Source organism: Streptosporangium oxazolinicum (assembly GCF_039537505.1).
GTDB classification, from domain to species: domain Bacteria; phylum Actinomycetota; class Actinomycetes; order Streptosporangiales; family Streptosporangiaceae; genus Streptosporangium; species Streptosporangium oxazolinicum.
Genome location: NZ_BAABAQ010000026.1, coordinates 1 through 17184, shown reverse-complemented (window position 1 = coordinate 17184; position 17184 = coordinate 1). Strand labels below are relative to the sequence as shown.

Here is a 17184-nt window from a genome sequence, read left to right as displayed (position 1 = left end):
GACCTTCCCCCACTCGAAGGATGAATTGTGACGCTCGGATGCTACCCGTCCACGGCGGACGACCGTCCGGCGAGTGCCCCGATCCGCCTGCGAGGGAGGTGCGGGCCGGGGTGGCTAGGCGCAGGCGGCCATGGCGGGGAGGTCGTTCTCCCGCGTGGGGAACTCGACCCTGGAGAAGTGCTTGTCGAGCAGCCTGCGGACGGCGCCGCTCCGGTAGAGGTCGGCGATCGCCCCCTTGACGGCCTCGCAGGTGCGTACGTCACCCCTCTTGAGAGCCACCGCGTAGCGCTCGTCGGTGAGCTTCAGGCCGAGCAGCTTGTAGCGGATGCTCTCCCGGTTGCCGAAACCGGCCAGCAGCAGGTCGTCGCCGGGGATCGCGTCGACCTCACCGGCCTGCAGCTTGTTGACGCACTCGGAGTAGGTCTGGGCGGGAACCAGCGTGAGCCGCTCCACCGCGCCCTGGAGGACGGTCACGGCCGCGCTGGAGGCCGGCTGGCACATCCGGCTGCCCTCCAGGCCCCTCACGGTCACGATCGGCGAGCCGTACTTGACGAGGGCGTCGACGTGGGCGAGATAGTACGGTCCGGCGAAGGTGACGTCGTCGGTGTCGTTGATCGAGTACGTCGCCAGGACCAGGTCGACGTCCCCGTCCGCCAGCAGTTTCGGCCGCTCGGGGCGGGCGGTGGCCCGGAAGGTGACACCGCTCTCCGGCACCCCCAGCGCCTTGGCGATCTCAAGGGCGAAGTCGACCTCGAAGCCACTCCACCTACCCCCGTTGTTCAGCGCGATACCGGGCAGGGAGTCGCGCAGGCCGATGACGAGCTTGCCCGTCCTGGCGGCCTTGTCCGCCACGGAGGTGAACGCCGTGGGGACCGGTTCCTCGGATCCGCCCTCCGAAGTCGCCCTCGGCCACCAGCGGACGGCGGCGGCCGCCCCGGCGGCCAGCAGCAGCACGACCACGGCGGCGGCGATCCAGCGCCTCCCGCGCGGGCGCCGCGGCGTCTCCGGAGTCCCGACGCGGGTCGTGGACGCCTGCCAGCTGGGCGGCGGCACCTCCCCGGCGTGCTCCGCGTACCCCCTGCCGTCGCCGTATCCGGGAGACGAGGGGTAGTCCCGGTAGCCGGGAGAGCGGCGGTCCTGGGAACGGTGGTCCGAAGGGTGCCGATCCGGAGGGCGGTGCTCAGGGGAGCGGTGGTCCGGGAAGGACAGGTGCTCCGTGGGGGCGTGGGAGGGCCCGCCGTGGGCGGCGGGTGGGCGGTGCTCGCCCTGGCCGGGCCCGGTCCGGCCTCCCGGATCCGGGTGAACCCCGTGACCGCTCTGAACGTTCTGGCCGCCCTGGTCGCCGTAGACGGGAGGCCGGGTCTGGAACCCCGTGGACGGGAGGGACGGGTCGCCCGAGACGCCCGTCCTGGGGTTCGGAGTGCGCATGGGACTGGTGGCGTCGTCGTCACGGCCCTGATCGCCGTCGCGGGCGTACCCCCGCTCATGCTCCCGACCCTGATCGCGGTCCCGGGAACCCGGCCGGGGTTCGCCGGGGGACGACGTGGGGACGGCGACCTCGGCGCCCTGGGTGAGGATCGCGGGCGAGGCGTTCACCGTCTCGGGGTGGCCGAGCAACCGGAGCAGGAGCTGGTCGGCCGAGGGCCGCATGGCGGGTGACTTGGCCAGCGCCGAACCGACCACGCCGCGCAGCGGCTCCGGCAGCACGCCGAGGTCGACCTCGTGGTTGAGGATGCGGTTGAGCACCACGGCGATCGAGCCTCCGGCGAAGATCGTCTCGCCGGTCGCGGCGAACGCGATGGTCGCCCCCCACGCGAAGACGTCGGTGTGCGGCCCGACGTCGGCGCCGGAGATCTGCTCGGGCGCCATGTAGGCGGGGGTGCCGATGGCCCGGCTGGTGATCGTGCCGGTGGAGTCGAGGATGCGGGCGATGCCGAAGTCGACGACCCTCGGGCCGTCGGCGGCGATGAGCACGTTGTCCGGCTTGAAGTCGCGGTGCACGATCGAGGCGTGGTGGATCGCGGTGAGCGCGGTGGCCGTGCCGACCGCGAGCCGCTGCAGCGGGGAGCCCCTGAGAGGGCCGTCGGTCTCCACGACCTCGCGCAGCGACCTGCCCTCGATGTACTCGCTCGCGATGTAGGGGGTATCACCTTCGAGGTCGGCGTCCATCACGCCGGCGGTGCAGAACGAGGCGACCCGCTGGGCCGCCCTCGCCTCCCTGGCGAACCGGGATCTGGCGATGGCGTCGCCGGAGAACTTCACGTGCAGCAACTTGATCGCCGCCCGCTCCCCCGCGGCGTTGACCCCCAGGTAGACGATGCCCTGACCGCCCTCGCCGACCCGCCCGACAACGCGGAACGGCCCGAGCTGGCGCGGCTCTCCCGCTTCCAGTGGCGCGATCTCCGGCATCATCGTCCCCACGGTCTCGTAATCTTCGACGTGGCAAACTTTACGGCGCCATGACCCGACCTCTCCCCCCGTTATCCCGACGTGACCTCACATTTCTTCCGGGAACGCCCCGCCCTCCGCCCGTGTCACGGTGAAAAATGGCAGGCGTTCTCACCCACCCAATCTCCGACATTCACCCCAATCTGGCGCTCCAGCCGCTTAGATCGCTACCGTTGTACGTCCCTCAGGCAAGCCGGAGCAAAAACTTCCATGCGCCGATATATCGGTTATCGCGAGTTCGTGCAGCGCGATCAGCGTTCCCTCGTCGGCACCGCCCTTCTCCTCACCGGCAGCCACGAGCAGGCCATCCGCCTCACCCTGCGTTCCTTCCACACCGTCGCCCTCTCCTGGCCGCCGCCGCTGTGGGAGAACCCCACCACGCACGCCCAGATCGCGCTCTACCGCCGCTTCCTCCAGCGGCCGAGCGCCGCCGGGCCGACGGCCCTGGTACGGATCCCGCCCCGGCAGCGGCTCCTCGTGGTCGCCTGCCTGCACGACGGCAGGTCCCGCGCGGAGATGGCCTCCCTTCTCGGGGTGCCGGAGAAGACTGTGGACGCGGAGATCACCACGGCGGTCGACACCCTCACCAAGGGCAGCGAGAGCCGTCTGATCACCAGGATGGCCAACGCCGCGGGCGAGGCCTCCGTCCCCGACCTCACCGTCCGGTCCATGCGTACGCTCAGGCGGCGTCGCGCCCGGGGAGCCCTCCTCGCCGTGGCGGCGGCGCTCGTCCCGGTCGGCCTGGTCGCCGCCTTCACCGTGTTCCAGCAGGGCGAGGTGTGGAACTCGGCGCTGGGCGAGCGCAACCAGCCCCACGCGGCACAGGCGCAGGAGCCCGTACGAGCGGTCTCCGGTCCCGAGCCCGCCGACCGGGAATCGGGCGGCCCCGAGCCGACCGGCCGGGAACCGGGCGCCGTCCCGGTGCCGTGGCAGGCCGCGCCGACCTCCTCGGTGATCCGCTACGCGGTCCCCGGGCCGTGTCCCGACGCCCCCGTCGGGACACCTCCCGCGCGCGCCGGAGACGCCACCTGCGCGGGATGGACGCTGACACTGGCCTCAGGCGGCCCCGAGAGCCCCGCTCCCGGCCTCACCGCCTGCGAGGGCCGGAAACCCTGCGAGGCGACTCTGAGCGTCCCCGACGCCGTCCAGCGCCTCACACACGGGGACGACGAGAGGGAGCCCGCGCTGCTCACCCCGGCCATCAGCCGCGACGGGCGTCGCATCGCCTACCTCAGCGCGGCGGAGCGACGCTACGTGGCCCATGACCTCGGCAGTGGTGTGAAGCGCTACCTGTCACCGGTCCTCGTCCCCGCCGACACCGAGAACGGCACGCTGGTGAGCGTCTCCCTCGACGGCCGCCACTTCACCGTCGTCCTCGGCGAGCGGCGGCTGCGCACCGACTTCACGACCGGCGCCCTGGCATCTGTGCCCGCAGGACAGATGCCCCCGGCGGAGAAGATCGCCCCCTGGCTCCGGGGGCGGTACGGGACCTGGTCCGACTCCCCCAGCGGGAGACACTCCGCCGCGATCGCCGCCGGGAAGGGTGAGGACCTCCACAGCCTCCACATCGTCGACGCCGCGTCGCGACGGGTCTTCAGGCGGCTCCCGCTCCCCGAGGTGAGGCGGCCCGCCGAGGCCGAGGTCGTGGGCTGGCTGAACAACCGCGAGGTGGTCGTGAGGATGAGCGCCAAGGCCAAGGGCGACCTCCTCGGCTTCTTCCGGGTGAACGCCGTCAGCGGGCGGGCGCACCGCGTGCCCGGCCTCCCGGCCGACGTCCCGTTCGTGCTGGGGGCCGCGGTGACACCGTGACCGGCCGCCCGGCGCCGTACGGGGGGCACCGGCAGGTCCCTCCGGGAAGGCCCGCCTCCGGCGCGGAACGCGCGGAAGACGGGAGGGCGGGGAGCGGGGAAGACGTGGCTGAACGGAGCGCGCGGGAGGACGGGGGACGGGGGACGGGGAAGGCGCGGCTGAACGGAGCGCGCGGGAGGACGGGAAACCCCGCACGGGAGGACGGGGAACGGGGAAGGCGCGGCTAAGGGGGGCGGGAGCCACGGGGGAAGAAGCCCCGTGTGAAGGCGGGGAACGGGAAAAGGGCCGCCGTGGGGCGGCCCTTTTCCTGTGGGCGGCGGTGCTTACCGGATGCCGGTCGGGTGACGGCCGGGCGCCGGTCAGCCCACCTTCTTCTTCAGGTTCTCGTCCAGGGCCGCCAGGAAGTCCTGGGTGGTCAGCCACTCGGCGTCGCCGCCGACCAGCAGGGCGAGGTCCTTGGTCATCTGACCGCCCTCGACGGTCTCGACGCAGACCTGCTCCAGCTTCTCCGCGAAGTCGATCAGCGCGGGGGTGTTGTCGAGCTTGCCGCGGTGCTGCAGGCCCCGGGTCCACGCGAAGATCGAGGCGATCGGGTTCGTGGAGGTGGGGTTGCCCTTCTGGTGCTGGCGGTAGTGGCGGGTCACCGTGCCGTGGGCGGCCTCGGCCTCGACGGTACGGCCGTCGGGGGTGAGCAGGACCGAGGTCATCAGGCCGAGCGAGCCGAAGCCCTGCGCGACGGTGTCGGACTGGACGTCGCCGTCGTAGTTCTTGGCGGCCCAGACGTATCCGCCCTCCCACTTGAGCGCCGCGGCGACCATGTCGTCGATGAGGCGGTGCTCGTAGGTGATCCCGGCGGCGTCGAAGTCGGCCTTGAACTCGGTCTCGAAGACCTCGGCGAAGATGTCCTTGAAGCGGCCGTCGTAGGCCTTCAGGATCGTGTTCTTCGTGGAGAGGTAGACCGGGTAGCCGCGCGACAGGCCGTACCGCATGGAGGCGCGGGCGAAGTCGCGGATCGAGTCGTCCAGGTTGTACATCGCCAGCGCGATGCCGGGGCCCGGGAAGTCGTAGACGTCGAGCTCGATCGGCTCCGAGCCGTCCTTGGGGGTGTAGGTGAGGGTGAGGCTGCCCTCGCCGGGGACCTTCAGGTCACTGGCGCGGTACTGGTCGCCGAACGCGTGACGGCCGATGATGATCGGCTTGGTCCAGCCGGGGACGAGCCTCGGCACGTTGGACATGATGATCGGCTCACGGAAGATGACACCGCCGAGGATGTTGCGGATGGTCCCGTTCGGGGACTTCCACATCTTCTTGAGGCCGAACTCCTCCACCCGAGCCTCGTCGGGGGTGATCGTGGCGCACTTGACGCCGACTCCGTACTGCTTGATCGCGTTCGCGGCGTCGATCGTCACCTGGTCGTCGGTGGCGTCGCGGTGCTCGATCCCGAGGTCGTAGTACTTAAGATCGACGTCGAGGTAGGGAAGGATCAGCTGGTCCTTGATGAACTGCCAGATGATCCGGGTCATCTCGTCGCCGTCGAGCTCGACGACGGGGCCCTCTACCTTGATCTTGGGCATGCGTGTGGTTCCCCTTCTGAACTAAATTGGCCAAACAGTCCTTTTTGAGGCTCACTGGCCGTTGAGGCTATCGGACCGGGTCGATCGCCTCGCGACGCACCCGTTCCCCCAGACCTACCGCATCGGCATAAGCGCCGGGAATTCGAGGATCAGCCCGCCCACCATGAGCGCGATTCCGAGGCCCGCGAGAGTGAGGGCGTCGGTCGCCTTTCTGCGCACGGCGAGCCGCCCGCCTCCGGCCAGCCGGGCCAGCGCCCCCAGCGTCATGACGGCGCCGAGGGCGAAACCACCCCACTCGGGCATGTCAAGCAGCACCGCGAAGACCATGGCGCCGACCGCGCCGATCGCCACCAGAGGGTACGCGCCCCAGCGCTCCCTGTTCGCGTTCACCGCTCGCGCGTTCACCGGCCCACCACTCGCTCTCGCCTCCGACTCATCGATTCCGACCTGTCCGATCCCGGTTTATATGATCCCGGTTCATATGATCTCGGCGCACATGATCCCGATTCATCTGATTCTGGGGCACATGATTCCGGGTTATCTGATTCCGGATCATCGCTCGGCGATCGGCTTCCACTTCTGGTCGCGCTCGCCGATGTACTCGCTGTCCGGGCGGATCAGCCGGTTGTCGGCGTGCTGCTCGATGACGTGTGCGGTCCATCCTGACATGCGGCTGACGGAGAAGACGGGAGTGAACAGGTCCGTCGGGATGCCGAGATAGTGGTAGACGGTCGCCGCGTAGAAGTCGACGTTCGGGTAGAGGCCCTTCGTCTCGAAGACGACCTCCTCCATCTCCTTGGACATCCGGTAGTAGGTGTCGTCTCCGGACGCCTCGCCGAGTTCCCGCGACATCTTGCGCAGGTGCGTGGCGCGCGGGTCCTCGGTCTTGTAGACGCGGTGCCCGAAGCCCATGATCTTCTCTCCGGCGGAGAGCCTGTCCCGTACGGCCTGGGCGACGGAACCCGCGTCGAGCGACTCCAGGGTGCGCATGACCTGCTCGTTGGCGCCGCCGTGCAGGGGGCCCTTGAGGGTGCCGATGGCCGCCACGACGGCCGAGTGCATGTCGGACAGGGTCGCGGCGCAGACGCGGGCGGCGAACGTGGAGGCGTTCATCGTGTGGTCGGCGTGCAGGACCAGGCAGGCGTCGAAGATCTCGACCTCGCGCTCACCGGGGACGCGGCCGGTGATCTGGAGGAGGAAGTTCGCCGCCACGCTCAGCTCGGGATCAGGATCGGGGACGGTGGTCCCGGTCCTGGCCGCGTGGTAGCGGGCGACGAGGATCGGCTGCTGCGCGGTCAGCCTGGCGGCCTTGCGCAGGTTCGCCTCGGGGGCGTTGGTGTCCTTGTCCGGATCGTCGCCCCCGGCGAGCGAGACCAGCGTGCGCAGCGCCTCCATCGGGGCCTGCTTCTCCGCGATCTCCGCGATGTTGGCCTCGGCGAGCGTGCCGAGCGCGCGCCCTCGGACCAGTTCCTCACCGTACGCCGACAGTTGCTCCCGGGTGGGGAGGCTGCCGTACTGGAGCAGATGGGCGGTCTCTTCGAAGGTGGTGCGGCCTGCCAGATCGTGGATGTCGTAGCCACGATAGAAGAGGCGACCGGCCTGACCGTCGATGTCGCTGAGCGCTGTGGACGCGGCTACGACATCGGCGAGACCTTTGGTGGGCTTGTCCGCCATGAGTATTTCCTCCGCTTATCTGTGCCCGAAGTCTACCTGTGAGCAGCGGAAACCCTCCCGAGAGGTACAGACCAATTTCACGCAGGATTCTCCTTCTGGCAAAGGCGATTCCCCATCACCTCGTTTGGGTAAGCCGGAGCTGTAGGAATAGTTACGGCGGGCTACCTGGGGAGGAACTGCCGTGGAGGGGCCGTTCATACGCATCGAGGACACAGGCGAGGTGGTCCCGTTGCGCCCCGAGATCACGACGATCGGACGTGGCCGGGGAGTGGACATCCGGCTCACCGATCCGAGTGTTTCCCGGCTGCACGCGGAATTCGTCCGGCGCGGGCCCTATCTGTACGTCGTTGACCTGGGCCTGTCCCGCAACGGCACGCGGGTCAACGGCCGGCCGATCGCCCGGAGGGTGCTTGACGACGGTGACGTGGTGTCCTTCGGCGCGGCACGAGGCAGGATCGGCGGGGTTCCACGCGAGGACTTCGCCCCGGAGGTCGAGCTCCGCCGCGCCGCGGCGCCCGAGCTGACCAGGCGGGAGGTTGATGTCCTGACGTCGCTGTGCCGTCCGGCGCTGTCGGACGAGGCGTTCGTCGCACCGGCCACGGCGAGGGAGATCGCCGATGATCTGGTGGTGACGGAGGCGGCTGTCAAGCAGCACCTCCTGCGTCTCTACCAGAAGTTCCGGATCCCCGAGGGGACCAACCGGCGCACCAGGCTGGCGAACGAGGTCGTCGCCCTGGGGCTGGTCAGGCCCACCCCCGTGGTGCCACCGCAGCGCGCGGCGGGCGCCCCGGAGGCTCAGACGGCGTCGTCCACCACCGCGAACCGCAGGGCCTCGTAGCGGGGCTCGCGAAAGGGCTCGTCCACAGGGCGAGCCGAACGGGCCGGGCGGGCCGGGCAACCGGTCCTCCCGCGACGTTCGGCCTCGCCCGAGCAGCCCGACACCACCCGCGCCGCTCGGGACGCCCGCGTCGCTTGGGCGGTCAAACGTCGCCTGAGCGGTCAGGGGTCGCCCGAGCTCGTCCGGCGTCCCCGAGGGGACGGCCCGGCGGGCGTGGCTCAGCCCCGCTCGCGGACGCGCCGCTCCGCGGCCTCGACCACGTTGGTGAGCAGCATCGCCCGGGTCATCGGGCCCACGCCGCCGGGGTTGGGGGTGAGGAAGCCCGCGACGTCCTCGACGCCGGGGGCGACATCACCGGCGATCTTCCCGTCGACCCTGGAGACGCCGACGTCGAGCACGGCCGCGCCCGGCTTCACCATGTCCGCGGTGATCAGGTGCGGTACCCCCGCCGCGGCGACGACGATGTCGGCGCGCCGGGTGTGGGCCGCGAGGTCCTGGGTGCCGGTGTGGCAGAGGGTGACGGTGGCGTTCTCGGAGCGGCGGGTCAGCAGCAGGCCGAGCGAGCGGCCCACGGTGATGCCCCGGCCGACCACGACGACCTCCGCCCCCTTGATCGGCACCCCGTACGCCTGGAGGAGCACGACGATGCCGTACGGCGTGCAGGGCAGCGGCGCGTCGACCATGTGGACCAGGCGGCCCAGGTTGACAGGGTGGAGGCCGTCGGCGTCCTTCGCCGGGTCCATCCGCTCGATCAGCGCCTGCGTGTCGAGGTGACGGGGCAGCGGGAGCTGGACGATGTAGCCGGTGCACTCGGCGGAGGCGTCGAGCTCGTCGACGACCGCCTCGACGTCGGCCTGGGTGGCGTCCTCCGGCAGGTCCCTGCGGAGGGAGGAGATGCCCACCTCCGCGCAGTCGCGGTGCTTGCCCGCCACGTAGATCTGGCTGCCGGGGTCACCGCCCACCAGGACGGTGCCGAGCCCGGGGACGACGCCCCGCTCCCTCAGCGCGGTCACCCGCGCTGTGAGGTCTGCCTTGATCTTCGCCGCCGTGGCCTTGCCGTCGAGAATCCGCGCGCTCATGCGGACAACCCTCTCACGGCACTCTCACGGCGGCGCCGGGATCAGCCGCGCTCCGCCTCCCTCGCCTCCCTGCGCTCGATGATCCTGCGGGTGAAGGGAATCCACTCCATGGCCCGCCCGCTGAGGTAGGCCGCGCCGAGCGCGATAATGATCATCATCCAGGGGCTGACCCAGAAACCGTGCATGATCACAAAGGCGTACAGGGCGTGGTCGAGCAACGGCATAAGGGATCTCCACGGCTGGGATGAAAGGGATGCTTCAGACTAACCGCAGGTCAAGCCTTTTTCATCCAGGTAGTCCTGTCCAATCCGCCACTTTTTTATCTCCCGTGCGCGGCCGCCACATCCGTACGGCGGCCACGCACCGGGAACGGATCAGTGGAAGAAGTGGCGGGTGCCGGTGAAGTAGAGGGTCACCCCGGCCGCCTCGGCCGCCGCGACGACCTCCTCGTCCCTGATCGAACCGCCCGGCTCCACGATCGCCCGCACTCCCGCGTCGATGAGGATCTGCGGGCCGTCGGCGAAGGGGAAGAACGCGTCGGAGGCGGCGGCGGACCCCGCCGCGCGCTCCCCCGCCCTGGAGACCGCGAGCCGCGCCGAGTCGACCCGGTTGACCTGGCCCATGCCGACACCCACGCTCGCGCCGTCCGAGGCGAGCAGGATCGCGTTGGACTTCACCGAGCGGCACGCCTTCCAGGCGAAGGCGAGGTCGGCGAGGACCTCGGCGGAGGCGGCGGGCCCGGCCTTCAGCTCCCAGGTGGACGGGTCGTCGCCCGGGGCGTCGACCCGGTCGGCGGCCTGCACCAGCAGGCCGCCGTCGATCCGGCGGAACTCCGCCGGGTTGGACGGCCCCACCGGGCAGGACAGCAGCCGGATGTTCTTCTTCGCGGTGAGCGCCTCCAGCGCCTCCCGCGTGAAGGAGGGCGCCACCACGACCTCGGTGAACACCTCGGCGATCTGCCGGGCCAGCTCCCCGGTCACCTCGGCGTTGACCGCGATCACACCGCCGTACGCCGAGACGGGGTCGCAGGCGTGGGCCTTGCGGTGCGCCTCGGCGACATCGGCGCCGACCGCGATGCCGCACGGGTTCTGGTGCTTGATGATCGCCACGGCGGGCGCGTCGAAGTCCCAGGCGGCCCGCCAGGCGGCGTCGGCGTCGAGGTAGTTGTTGTAGGACATCTCCTTGCCGTGCAGCTGCTCGGCGTTGGCCAGGCCGTCCTTCTGCCCCGAGTACAGGGCGGCGCCCTGGTGCGGGTTCTCGCCGTAGCGCAGCGGCGACCGCAGCTCCCAGGCCGCGCCCATGTAGCGCGGCCACGCGCCGTCCTCGGCGGCGTAGACGCTCGCGAACCAGGAGGCCACCGCGGTGTCGTACGAGGCGGTGTGGGCGTACGCGGCGGCGGCCAGGCGGCGGCGCTCGACGAGGGTGAAGCCGCCCGCGGCGACAGCGGCGAGCACGTCGCCGTACGAGGCGGGGTCGACCACGACCGCGGCGGTGCCGTGGTTCTTGGCCCCGGCCCGGATCATGGCGGGGCCGCCGATGTCGATCTGCTCCACGCACTCGGCGTCGGAGGCGCCGGAGGCCACGGTCTCCTGGAACGGGTAGAGGTTGACCACCACCAGCTCGAACGGCTCGATCTCCAGCTCTTCGAGCTGCTTGACGTGGGACGGGTTGCCGCTGTCGGCCAGCAGCCCGGCGTGCACGCGCGGGTGCAGCGTCTTGACCCTGCCGTCGAGGCACTCGGGGAAGCCGGTCAGCGACTCGACAGGAGTGACGGGGACGCCGAAGGCGGCGATCCTCGCGGCGGTGCCCCCGGTGGAGACGATCTCCACACCCGCGGCGTCGAGCCCGCGGGCCAGCTCCTCCAGCCCGCTCTTGTCATACACCGCGATCAACGCGCGCCGGATGGCGATGCGGGTCACTTCGTGCTCCTCCTGGTTGGTCCCGGTTTTCTCCGGGGCTTTTCTCCGGGGCGCCCGGCTCATCCGCCGGGTCGTCCGAATCGAACAGTCCTGCCGGTGACGGTCCAGCCCTCGCGGGCCATCCGGCCGACGGTGTCGACGAGCAGGTGACGCTCGACGGTCTTGATGCGCTCGTGCAGGGTCGCCTCGTCGTCGCCGTCCAGCACGGCCACGGCCTCCTGGGCGATGATCGGCCCGGTGTCGACACCCGCGTCGGCGAGCATCACGGTGCAGCCGGTGACGCGCACGCCGTACGAGAGCGCGTCACGGACGCCGTGCGCGCCGGGGAAGGAGGGCAGCAGCGCGGGGTGGGTGTTGAGGACCGGGAACGCCTCCAGCGTCGGCGCGCCGAGGATCTTCATGAACCCCGCGCAGACCACGAGGTCCGGCCGGTGCTCGGCGATGCGGGCGGCGAGCCTGCCGTCCCACTCCTCGCGGGTGGGATGATCGGCCAGCCTCTCCACGAAGGTCGGCACCCCCGCGCGCTCCGCGCGGGCCAGCCCCTCGACACCGCCGCGATCGGCACCCACGGCCACGATCCGGGCACCGTAGGTCTCGTCTGCCACAGCGTCCAGCAGGGCCTGTAGGTTGGTCCCAGAACCGGACACGAGAACCACAAGCCGAACGGCCTGGGATGACACCGACGCACTCCATTCGGACGGGGACTCACGCCGCTGCAAGGGTATCGGCCTGTCCACACGAACAACGCAAGGAGGTCAGGTGACACTACCGGTCCAGGCGCGGCCCACCGAGGGCGCCGGTCGGAGGGCGCTGTGGCTCGCGGTCGCCGCGGTGGTGATGACGTTGGTGCTCCCCCTCGCGGGGATCGTCATGGCGATCTTCGCCCTCGTCACCTCGATCCGCGCGATCAGGACGTTGCGCTCCATCCCCAAGCCGGCCGGCACCGCCGTGGTGGGCGTCGTGCTGTCGGCCGGGGCGTTGCTGATCTCGCTCGCGGTGACGGCGCTGCAGTTCTACTTCGGTGACGAGCTGGCCGCCTACACCGAGTGCGGCAGGGGCGCGGGCACCGTGGCGTCGCAGAACGAGTGCGTGGAGCAGCTCGAACGGGCCATGGAGAAGAAGATGACCTTCCTCCAGCCCGGCCAGGTGCAGTTCCCCTTCCCGCCCTGACCTTCCCCTCTCGTCCTGGCCCTTCCCGTCTCCCGTCCTGGTCGCCCTTCCCGCCCGGACCGGCCCCTGAGCAGGCCCCCCGCCCGTCACCCGGTCGGTTTCCGTCCGGCTTCTGAGCGGAGCCCCGGGGCGAGCACCGGTGGGAGAGCCGCCCGCGCTCCCTAGGGAGCGCGGGCGGGCTCCGCCCCCTCCTTGGCCGGCTAGGGCCGGTAGGTCAGCGGCGGGACGCGGATCCCCAGGGCGATCCTGTCCAGTTCGCCGGCGAGAGCGGGATCGGCCTTGATGTGGACGGCGACCTCCGCGGTCTCGAAGAAGATTCCCCGGCGCCCGTCCCGATCGGTGGTCCGTGTCACGATCGGGAGCGACCTTCCCACCCGGGAGCGCTCCCGCTTCTCCCCGCGCAGAAACTCGTCCACCCACTGGCTGCTGTGCAGGACCCCGCCGCGGATCACGCTGACCTCGACGTCGCGCGAGCCGCCGGACCACCGTCCGGTCGTCGCGCTCCAGCCCCCGCCGAGCCGCGTCGTCTCCCCGGCGACCCGCCGCAGGTCGCGAGGCAGATAGGCGACGGTGACGCGGTCGACCGCGTTACCCGAGGTGGACGGCGGCTCGGCGGGGACGAGGCCCTTCACGATCCTGTTCAGTGTGGTCGCGAGGCCCTGGTTCACGATCACGACGTATCCGAGGCCGGGCTTTTCCAGCCACAGACGCATCCGCGGGGACGAGGTCTCGTCGCCGTTCCCCTCCGCCCGGTACCCGGGTTTGCCGCGAACCTTCTCCGGGGTGGCGGTGGACAGGTTCTGACGGGTCTTGGCCCAGGTGAGCAGTTTCTCCGCGTCCGCGGCGTCCACCCCGCGCACCGCTAGGAGCCGGATCGAGGCGCCGTCGTCCCCGGCCCATCCGAGTTCGGCCCACCCGTTCCGGTCGACCATGGAGAAGGGGGCCGTCAGGTGCAGGCCGGGGGGAACGTAGGTGACGCGCAGGCCCTGGAAGACCCCGCCGGTCGGATCCTTGGGAATGAGACCACCGGCGATCCTCCGCAGGTCGTCCCGGTATCGGGCGCCCACCGTGACGCGCAGGACCAGACCGGGCCGCTCCTCCCAGACCAGGTCGTCCCCCTCGGGCCGGGTGAACGCCCCGCGTCCGCGCACCGTCACCGTGAGGATCCCCGGCAGCGTCTCGGGGATGTCCTTGATCCCGCCGAGCACGCGCTCGGCTCCCCCGGTGTGGAAGGCCGGGTCACGGTAGACGGTGACGCGGACGAGGTCGTCCCCCGAACCCCAGGTCGCGCCGGTGCCGCGAAGACCTCCGGCGTCGGCTCTCGCCAGCACCGGGGTGCCGAGTCCCATGGGGAGGTAACCGACCTTGACGCCGTCCACGCCCGCCGCCTGGGTGGGAGCGGCCACCCCGCTCCGGTCCGCCACGCTCAGGTAGCCGGGTACGGCCGCCGCCAGCACGGCCGCGGCGACCAGGGCCACGGCCGTCGTACGCCCCCTCCTCCCCCGGTCCGCGTCCCGTACGACCCTGTGGGCGAGTCCGGGGGGGACGCCGAGCGCGGAGGTCTCCTCGATCATGGCCAGCCGGAGTTCGTTCTCGATCTCAGTGTTCGGCATGGGGCAACGCCTCCTCGTGCAGGTCGGCGCCGATCAGGGCGCGCAAACGGGTCAATCCCTTGGACGCCTGGCTCTTGACCGCTCCGATCGAGCAGCGGAGGACCTCCGCGGTCTGGGCCTCGGTCAGGTCCTCGAAGAAGCGCAGGACCAGTACGGCACGCTGGTGTGGCGGCAGACTCCGAAGACCGGCGATCAGGATCTGGCGAAGCTCGACGCCGCTCAGGGAGTCGGGCGCCGGGATGTCCGGGGGCGAGTGGGTCAGGAAGATCCGCAGGATCGCGCGACGGCGGGCGCGGCTGATCGCGGTGTTGACGATGATGCGGCGCACGTAGGGTTCCGGGTCGCTGCCCGCGTGCAGACGGCCCCAGCTGCGGTAGGCCTTCTCCAGCGCGCTCTGCAGGACGTCCTCGGCCTCGTCGCGGGAGCCACAGGTGAGATGGGCGATCCTGAACAGGCTCGCTCCGCGCGCCGCGACGAACTCGGTGAACCCCTCGTGACCGCTCACGCGGCCGTCTTAGGTCTCATACCCGTCCATACGCCCGGCCCCGCGCAAAGGGTTTCCAGCCCTGACCGGATTTCCGGTCACCGGCTTCCCGGTCGCGTTTCTCTGTCGCGGCGGTCGGCGTCCCGGGCGATCACGGTCCCGGAGGTCAGGGGCCCAGGGGTCACGGCCCCGGGGCCCAGGGTCCCAGCGCTCCCGGAGGTCACGCTCTCAGGCGGTCGCGGCCCCGGCGGTCACGGTTTCAGGCGCTCGGGGCCGATGCGCATCGGGTGCTCAGTCGCGGTCCCAGGCGTAGGGGTCGACGTAGATGACATGGCCGCCCTTGTCGTCGGTCTCGTCGACGATGTCGCGCCGGGGCGGGCGCGGCGGGTCGGGGCGGCGGGCCTTCTGCGCGCTCTCCGCCGCGGCCGAGGCGTGCTCGTCCTCCCAGTCGTCCCTGATGACCGGGATCGGCTGGGTCTCGCACTCCGTGGCGTCCAGCCAGTAACCGGGGAGCTTCTGGAGCTCCTCCGACTCGGCGAAGCCGACCTTGCCCGCCGCGGAGGCCGCGGCCTTGGCGATCTTGACGCCCGCCTTGCGCACCGGCGCGGTGGCCGTGCCGACCTTGGCCGCCGCCTTGGTGACGGCGGTGTTGTGCCCACGGAAGATCAGCCACCAGTTGGCCAGCCCCGCGGCGATCCCCGCCGCGACACCCACCTCCAGGGTCACCGAGAGCATCACCTCCCACCCCGACGGGCCCAGCGCGGCCAGCCGCGCGCCGCCGAGCGAGCCACCGGAGAGCGCCGCGAGCAGGCCCGCCACCGCCCCGGTCGCGAGCCCGCAGACGAACCCCCACAGCGGCGCCCCCTCGTACGAGGGGGAGGGCGAGATCCGGACGACCAGGATGCCCGCCACGGCCCCGGCCACGAACGGCACCGCGATCACGATCATCACCCAGGCCGGGGTCGGGCCCGCCTCGGGCAGCGCGCCCAGGATCGGCAGACTCGGCACCGTGCCCAGTTGCACGCCCGTCGGCGCGACCAGTGTGCCGGTGCCGACCGCGAAACCCGGACCCGCGATGTAGGCGAGGCCCCAGATGACGGCGTTGAGCAGGTAGAGCCCCTGCACCAGCAGGAGCAGCAGGCCGCCGACGAACCCCGGCGCCAGGATCCCCGACAGCTCCTGGACCTGCCCGAAGTTGACCACGACGGCCCCGAGCACCATGACGGCACCCGCCATGAGCATGATCGCCAACGCGGCGGACGTCCCGGCCACGACCGAGCGCAGCCGCTCGGGCAGCAGGCGCAGCATCGACCGCCAGGGCCCGATCGTCCTGGCGACGGCCACCGAGCCCGCGATGAAGGCCAGTGCCAGATGGCTGATCAGCACGTCGCCGAGGAAGGGCTGGGTGATCTCGTTCCTGGTGATCAGTGCGATCAGCCCGGCCAGCAGCGCGTACGGCGCCGCGAGCGAGATGCCCGCCTGCGCGATCAGGACCAGCTGCGCCTTGCGGCGGGCGTTGGACACCTCCTTCGGGGTGTTCTTGGGCAGCCTGGCGGGCAGCCGGAGCCGCAGGTCCGCGTCGCGGGCCATCCACATCCCGGCGCGGTACAGCAGGAAGGCGGGCAGGACCGTCAGCCCGAGCGGGAGCAGGCCCACCGAGCCGCCGGGGATCGCGAAGCCCGCGTGGTGCGCGGCCAGCCAGAGCTGCGACGCGGTGCGGAACACCGCGGGCAGGCCCGCGCCGAGCGCGCCACGGGGAGCGGCGATCCAGCCGACCAGGGTGAGCGTGGTGAGCACCGCCAGCCCCACGCCGAGGGTCCACGCGGCGGCGAGCATCCCGGAGACGGGAAGCGGCCGGCGGACGTCATCGTCGTCACCCGTGAGGCCGGGCAGGGGGATACGGCTGAGGACGTTGCGGGGAGCCGTCCGTAGCTGATCGAAAAGGGCCGTCACAGTAGTCGATGGTCTCAGGATCTTCGGTGCGGAAGGGACTCCCGCGCCCGCGTGTCGCGCACCGCGTGACGGGAGCCGCCTGTGGTATCCGGACGGCGCCGGTACGGAAACCGCGTGCGGCCCCTCTTCCGGGGAGGGACGTACGGCGCTCATCAGCGGGGAACCGGCGAAACCTCCACGACGACAGCGGGACCACACCGGGACCACCGAGGCCATGGGGTTCACATGGCGGAGGGCGTCCGGCGGGAGGCCGGACGCCCTCGATCGTCCTCGACGCGGTGGATCTGGCGGGGTCCGGCTCGACCCGGTTCGCCCTGGCCTGACGCGACTTGACGCGGCGGGACCGGTGCGCCATCCGGTGACGAGCCCACCACCTGGACAACGCGGATCCGGTGGCGAGCCCACCACCGGATCGCGCGGCGCCATACCGCGTTCCCTCGCCCGGGGCCGTGGCCCCGGGCTCGGGCTCGGGCCCTAAAGCGACTCGACGACCTCGCGCATCAGGCGGGCGGTCTCGCTCGGGGTCTTGCCGACGCGGACGCCGACCTTCTCCAGGGCGTCCTTCTTGGCCTGGGCGGTGCCGGCCGAGCCGGACACGATCGCACCCGCGTGGCCCATGGTCT

Annotated in this window: 14 protein-coding genes and 1 pseudogene; 3 read left to right on the top strand and 12 right to left on the bottom strand. The window is 71.3% G+C overall.

The window, feature by feature from the left end; genetic code table 11:
• Window positions 1–114 precede the first annotated feature (114 nt).
• A complete protein-coding gene (locus ABD817_RS39190; RefSeq protein WP_344923536.1) occupies window positions 115–2412 on the bottom strand; it encodes a bifunctional serine/threonine-protein kinase/glutamate ABC transporter substrate-binding protein in 2298 nt (765 codons plus the stop codon).
• 246 nt (window positions 2413–2658) lie between these two features.
• Between ABD817_RS39190 and ABD817_RS39185 the strand changes: the two genes are divergently transcribed.
• On the top strand, window positions 2659–4257 hold the full coding sequence (locus tag ABD817_RS39185; protein ID WP_344923535.1) for an RNA polymerase sigma factor: 1599 nt from the start codon (window positions 2659–2661) through the stop codon (window positions 4255–4257).
• 359 nt (window positions 4258–4616) lie between these two features.
• Here ABD817_RS39185 and ABD817_RS39180 read toward each other — a convergent pair whose 3' ends face one another.
• The 3 genes from ABD817_RS39180 to ABD817_RS39170 form a co-directional block, all read right to left on the bottom strand.
• Window positions 4617–5831, bottom strand: a complete 1215-nt coding sequence (locus ABD817_RS39180) for an NADP-dependent isocitrate dehydrogenase (RefSeq protein WP_344923534.1) — start codon at window positions 5829–5831, stop codon at window positions 4617–4619.
• Window positions 5832–5945: 114 nt separating this feature from the next.
• Window positions 5946–6236 (bottom strand): DUF3017 domain-containing protein, encoded by a 291-nt coding sequence (locus ABD817_RS39175; RefSeq protein WP_344923533.1) that lies wholly within the window; start codon window positions 6234–6236, stop codon window positions 5946–5948.
• Between the two features lie 147 nt (window positions 6237–6383).
• A complete protein-coding gene (locus ABD817_RS39170) occupies window positions 6384–7505 on the bottom strand; it encodes a citrate/2-methylcitrate synthase (protein ID WP_344923532.1) in 1122 nt (373 codons plus the stop codon).
• A 181-nt stretch (window positions 7506–7686) separates the two neighbouring features.
• Between ABD817_RS39170 and ABD817_RS39165 the strand changes: the two genes are divergently transcribed.
• Window positions 7687–8343, top strand: coding sequence for an FHA domain-containing protein (locus ABD817_RS39165; RefSeq protein WP_344923531.1), 657 nt, complete (start codon window positions 7687–7689; stop codon window positions 8341–8343).
• Window positions 8344–8561: 218 nt separating this feature from the next.
• Here the strand turns inward: ABD817_RS39165 and ABD817_RS39160 are convergent, their stop codons facing one another.
• The 4 genes from ABD817_RS39160 to purN form a co-directional block, all read right to left on the bottom strand.
• The gene (locus ABD817_RS39160; RefSeq protein WP_344923530.1) at window positions 8562–9422 is read right to left on the bottom strand and encodes a bifunctional methylenetetrahydrofolate dehydrogenase/methenyltetrahydrofolate cyclohydrolase; all 861 of its coding nucleotides are present in this window, start codon (window positions 9420–9422) and stop codon (window positions 8562–8564) included.
• Window positions 9423–9463: 41 nt separating this feature from the next.
• Window positions 9464–9646, bottom strand: a complete 183-nt coding sequence (locus tag ABD817_RS39155; protein WP_344923529.1) for a hypothetical protein — start codon at window positions 9644–9646, stop codon at window positions 9464–9466.
• 150 nt (window positions 9647–9796) lie between these two features.
• On the bottom strand, window positions 9797–11341 hold the full coding sequence (gene purH, locus ABD817_RS39150; protein ID WP_344923528.1) for a bifunctional phosphoribosylaminoimidazolecarboxamide formyltransferase/IMP cyclohydrolase: 1545 nt from the start codon (window positions 11339–11341) through the stop codon (window positions 9797–9799).
• Window positions 11342–11400: 59 nt separating this feature from the next.
• The gene (gene purN / locus ABD817_RS39145) at window positions 11401–12021 is read right to left on the bottom strand and encodes a phosphoribosylglycinamide formyltransferase (RefSeq protein WP_344923527.1); all 621 of its coding nucleotides are present in this window, start codon (window positions 12019–12021) and stop codon (window positions 11401–11403) included.
• A 79-nt stretch (window positions 12022–12100) separates the two neighbouring features.
• On the opposite strand from purN, the gene ABD817_RS39140 reads away from it, so the two are divergent.
• Window positions 12101–12511: a hypothetical protein gene (locus tag ABD817_RS39140; protein ID WP_344923526.1), complete on the top strand. Its 411-nt coding sequence runs from the start codon at window positions 12101–12103 to the stop codon at window positions 12509–12511.
• A 200-nt stretch (window positions 12512–12711) separates the two neighbouring features.
• Here the strand turns inward: ABD817_RS39140 and ABD817_RS39135 are convergent, their stop codons facing one another.
• From ABD817_RS39135 to ABD817_RS39120, 4 genes and pseudogenes are all read right to left on the bottom strand, one after another.
• A complete protein-coding gene (locus ABD817_RS39135; RefSeq protein WP_344923525.1) occupies window positions 12712–14124 on the bottom strand; it encodes a hypothetical protein in 1413 nt (470 codons plus the stop codon).
• Window positions 14111–14629 (bottom strand): SigE family RNA polymerase sigma factor, encoded by a 519-nt coding sequence (locus ABD817_RS39130; RefSeq protein ID WP_344923524.1) that lies wholly within the window; start codon window positions 14627–14629, stop codon window positions 14111–14113. The genes ABD817_RS39135 and ABD817_RS39130 overlap by 14 nt, the downstream gene beginning before the upstream one ends.
• 270 nt (window positions 14630–14899) lie before the next feature.
• Window positions 14900–16561, bottom strand: a complete 1662-nt coding sequence (locus ABD817_RS39125; RefSeq protein ID WP_344923523.1) for a cell division protein PerM — start codon at window positions 16559–16561, stop codon at window positions 14900–14902.
• Between the two features lie 474 nt (window positions 16562–17035).
• Window positions 17036–17184 (bottom strand): annotated as a pseudogene (locus ABD817_RS39120) (succinate--CoA ligase subunit alpha); the annotation flags it as partial.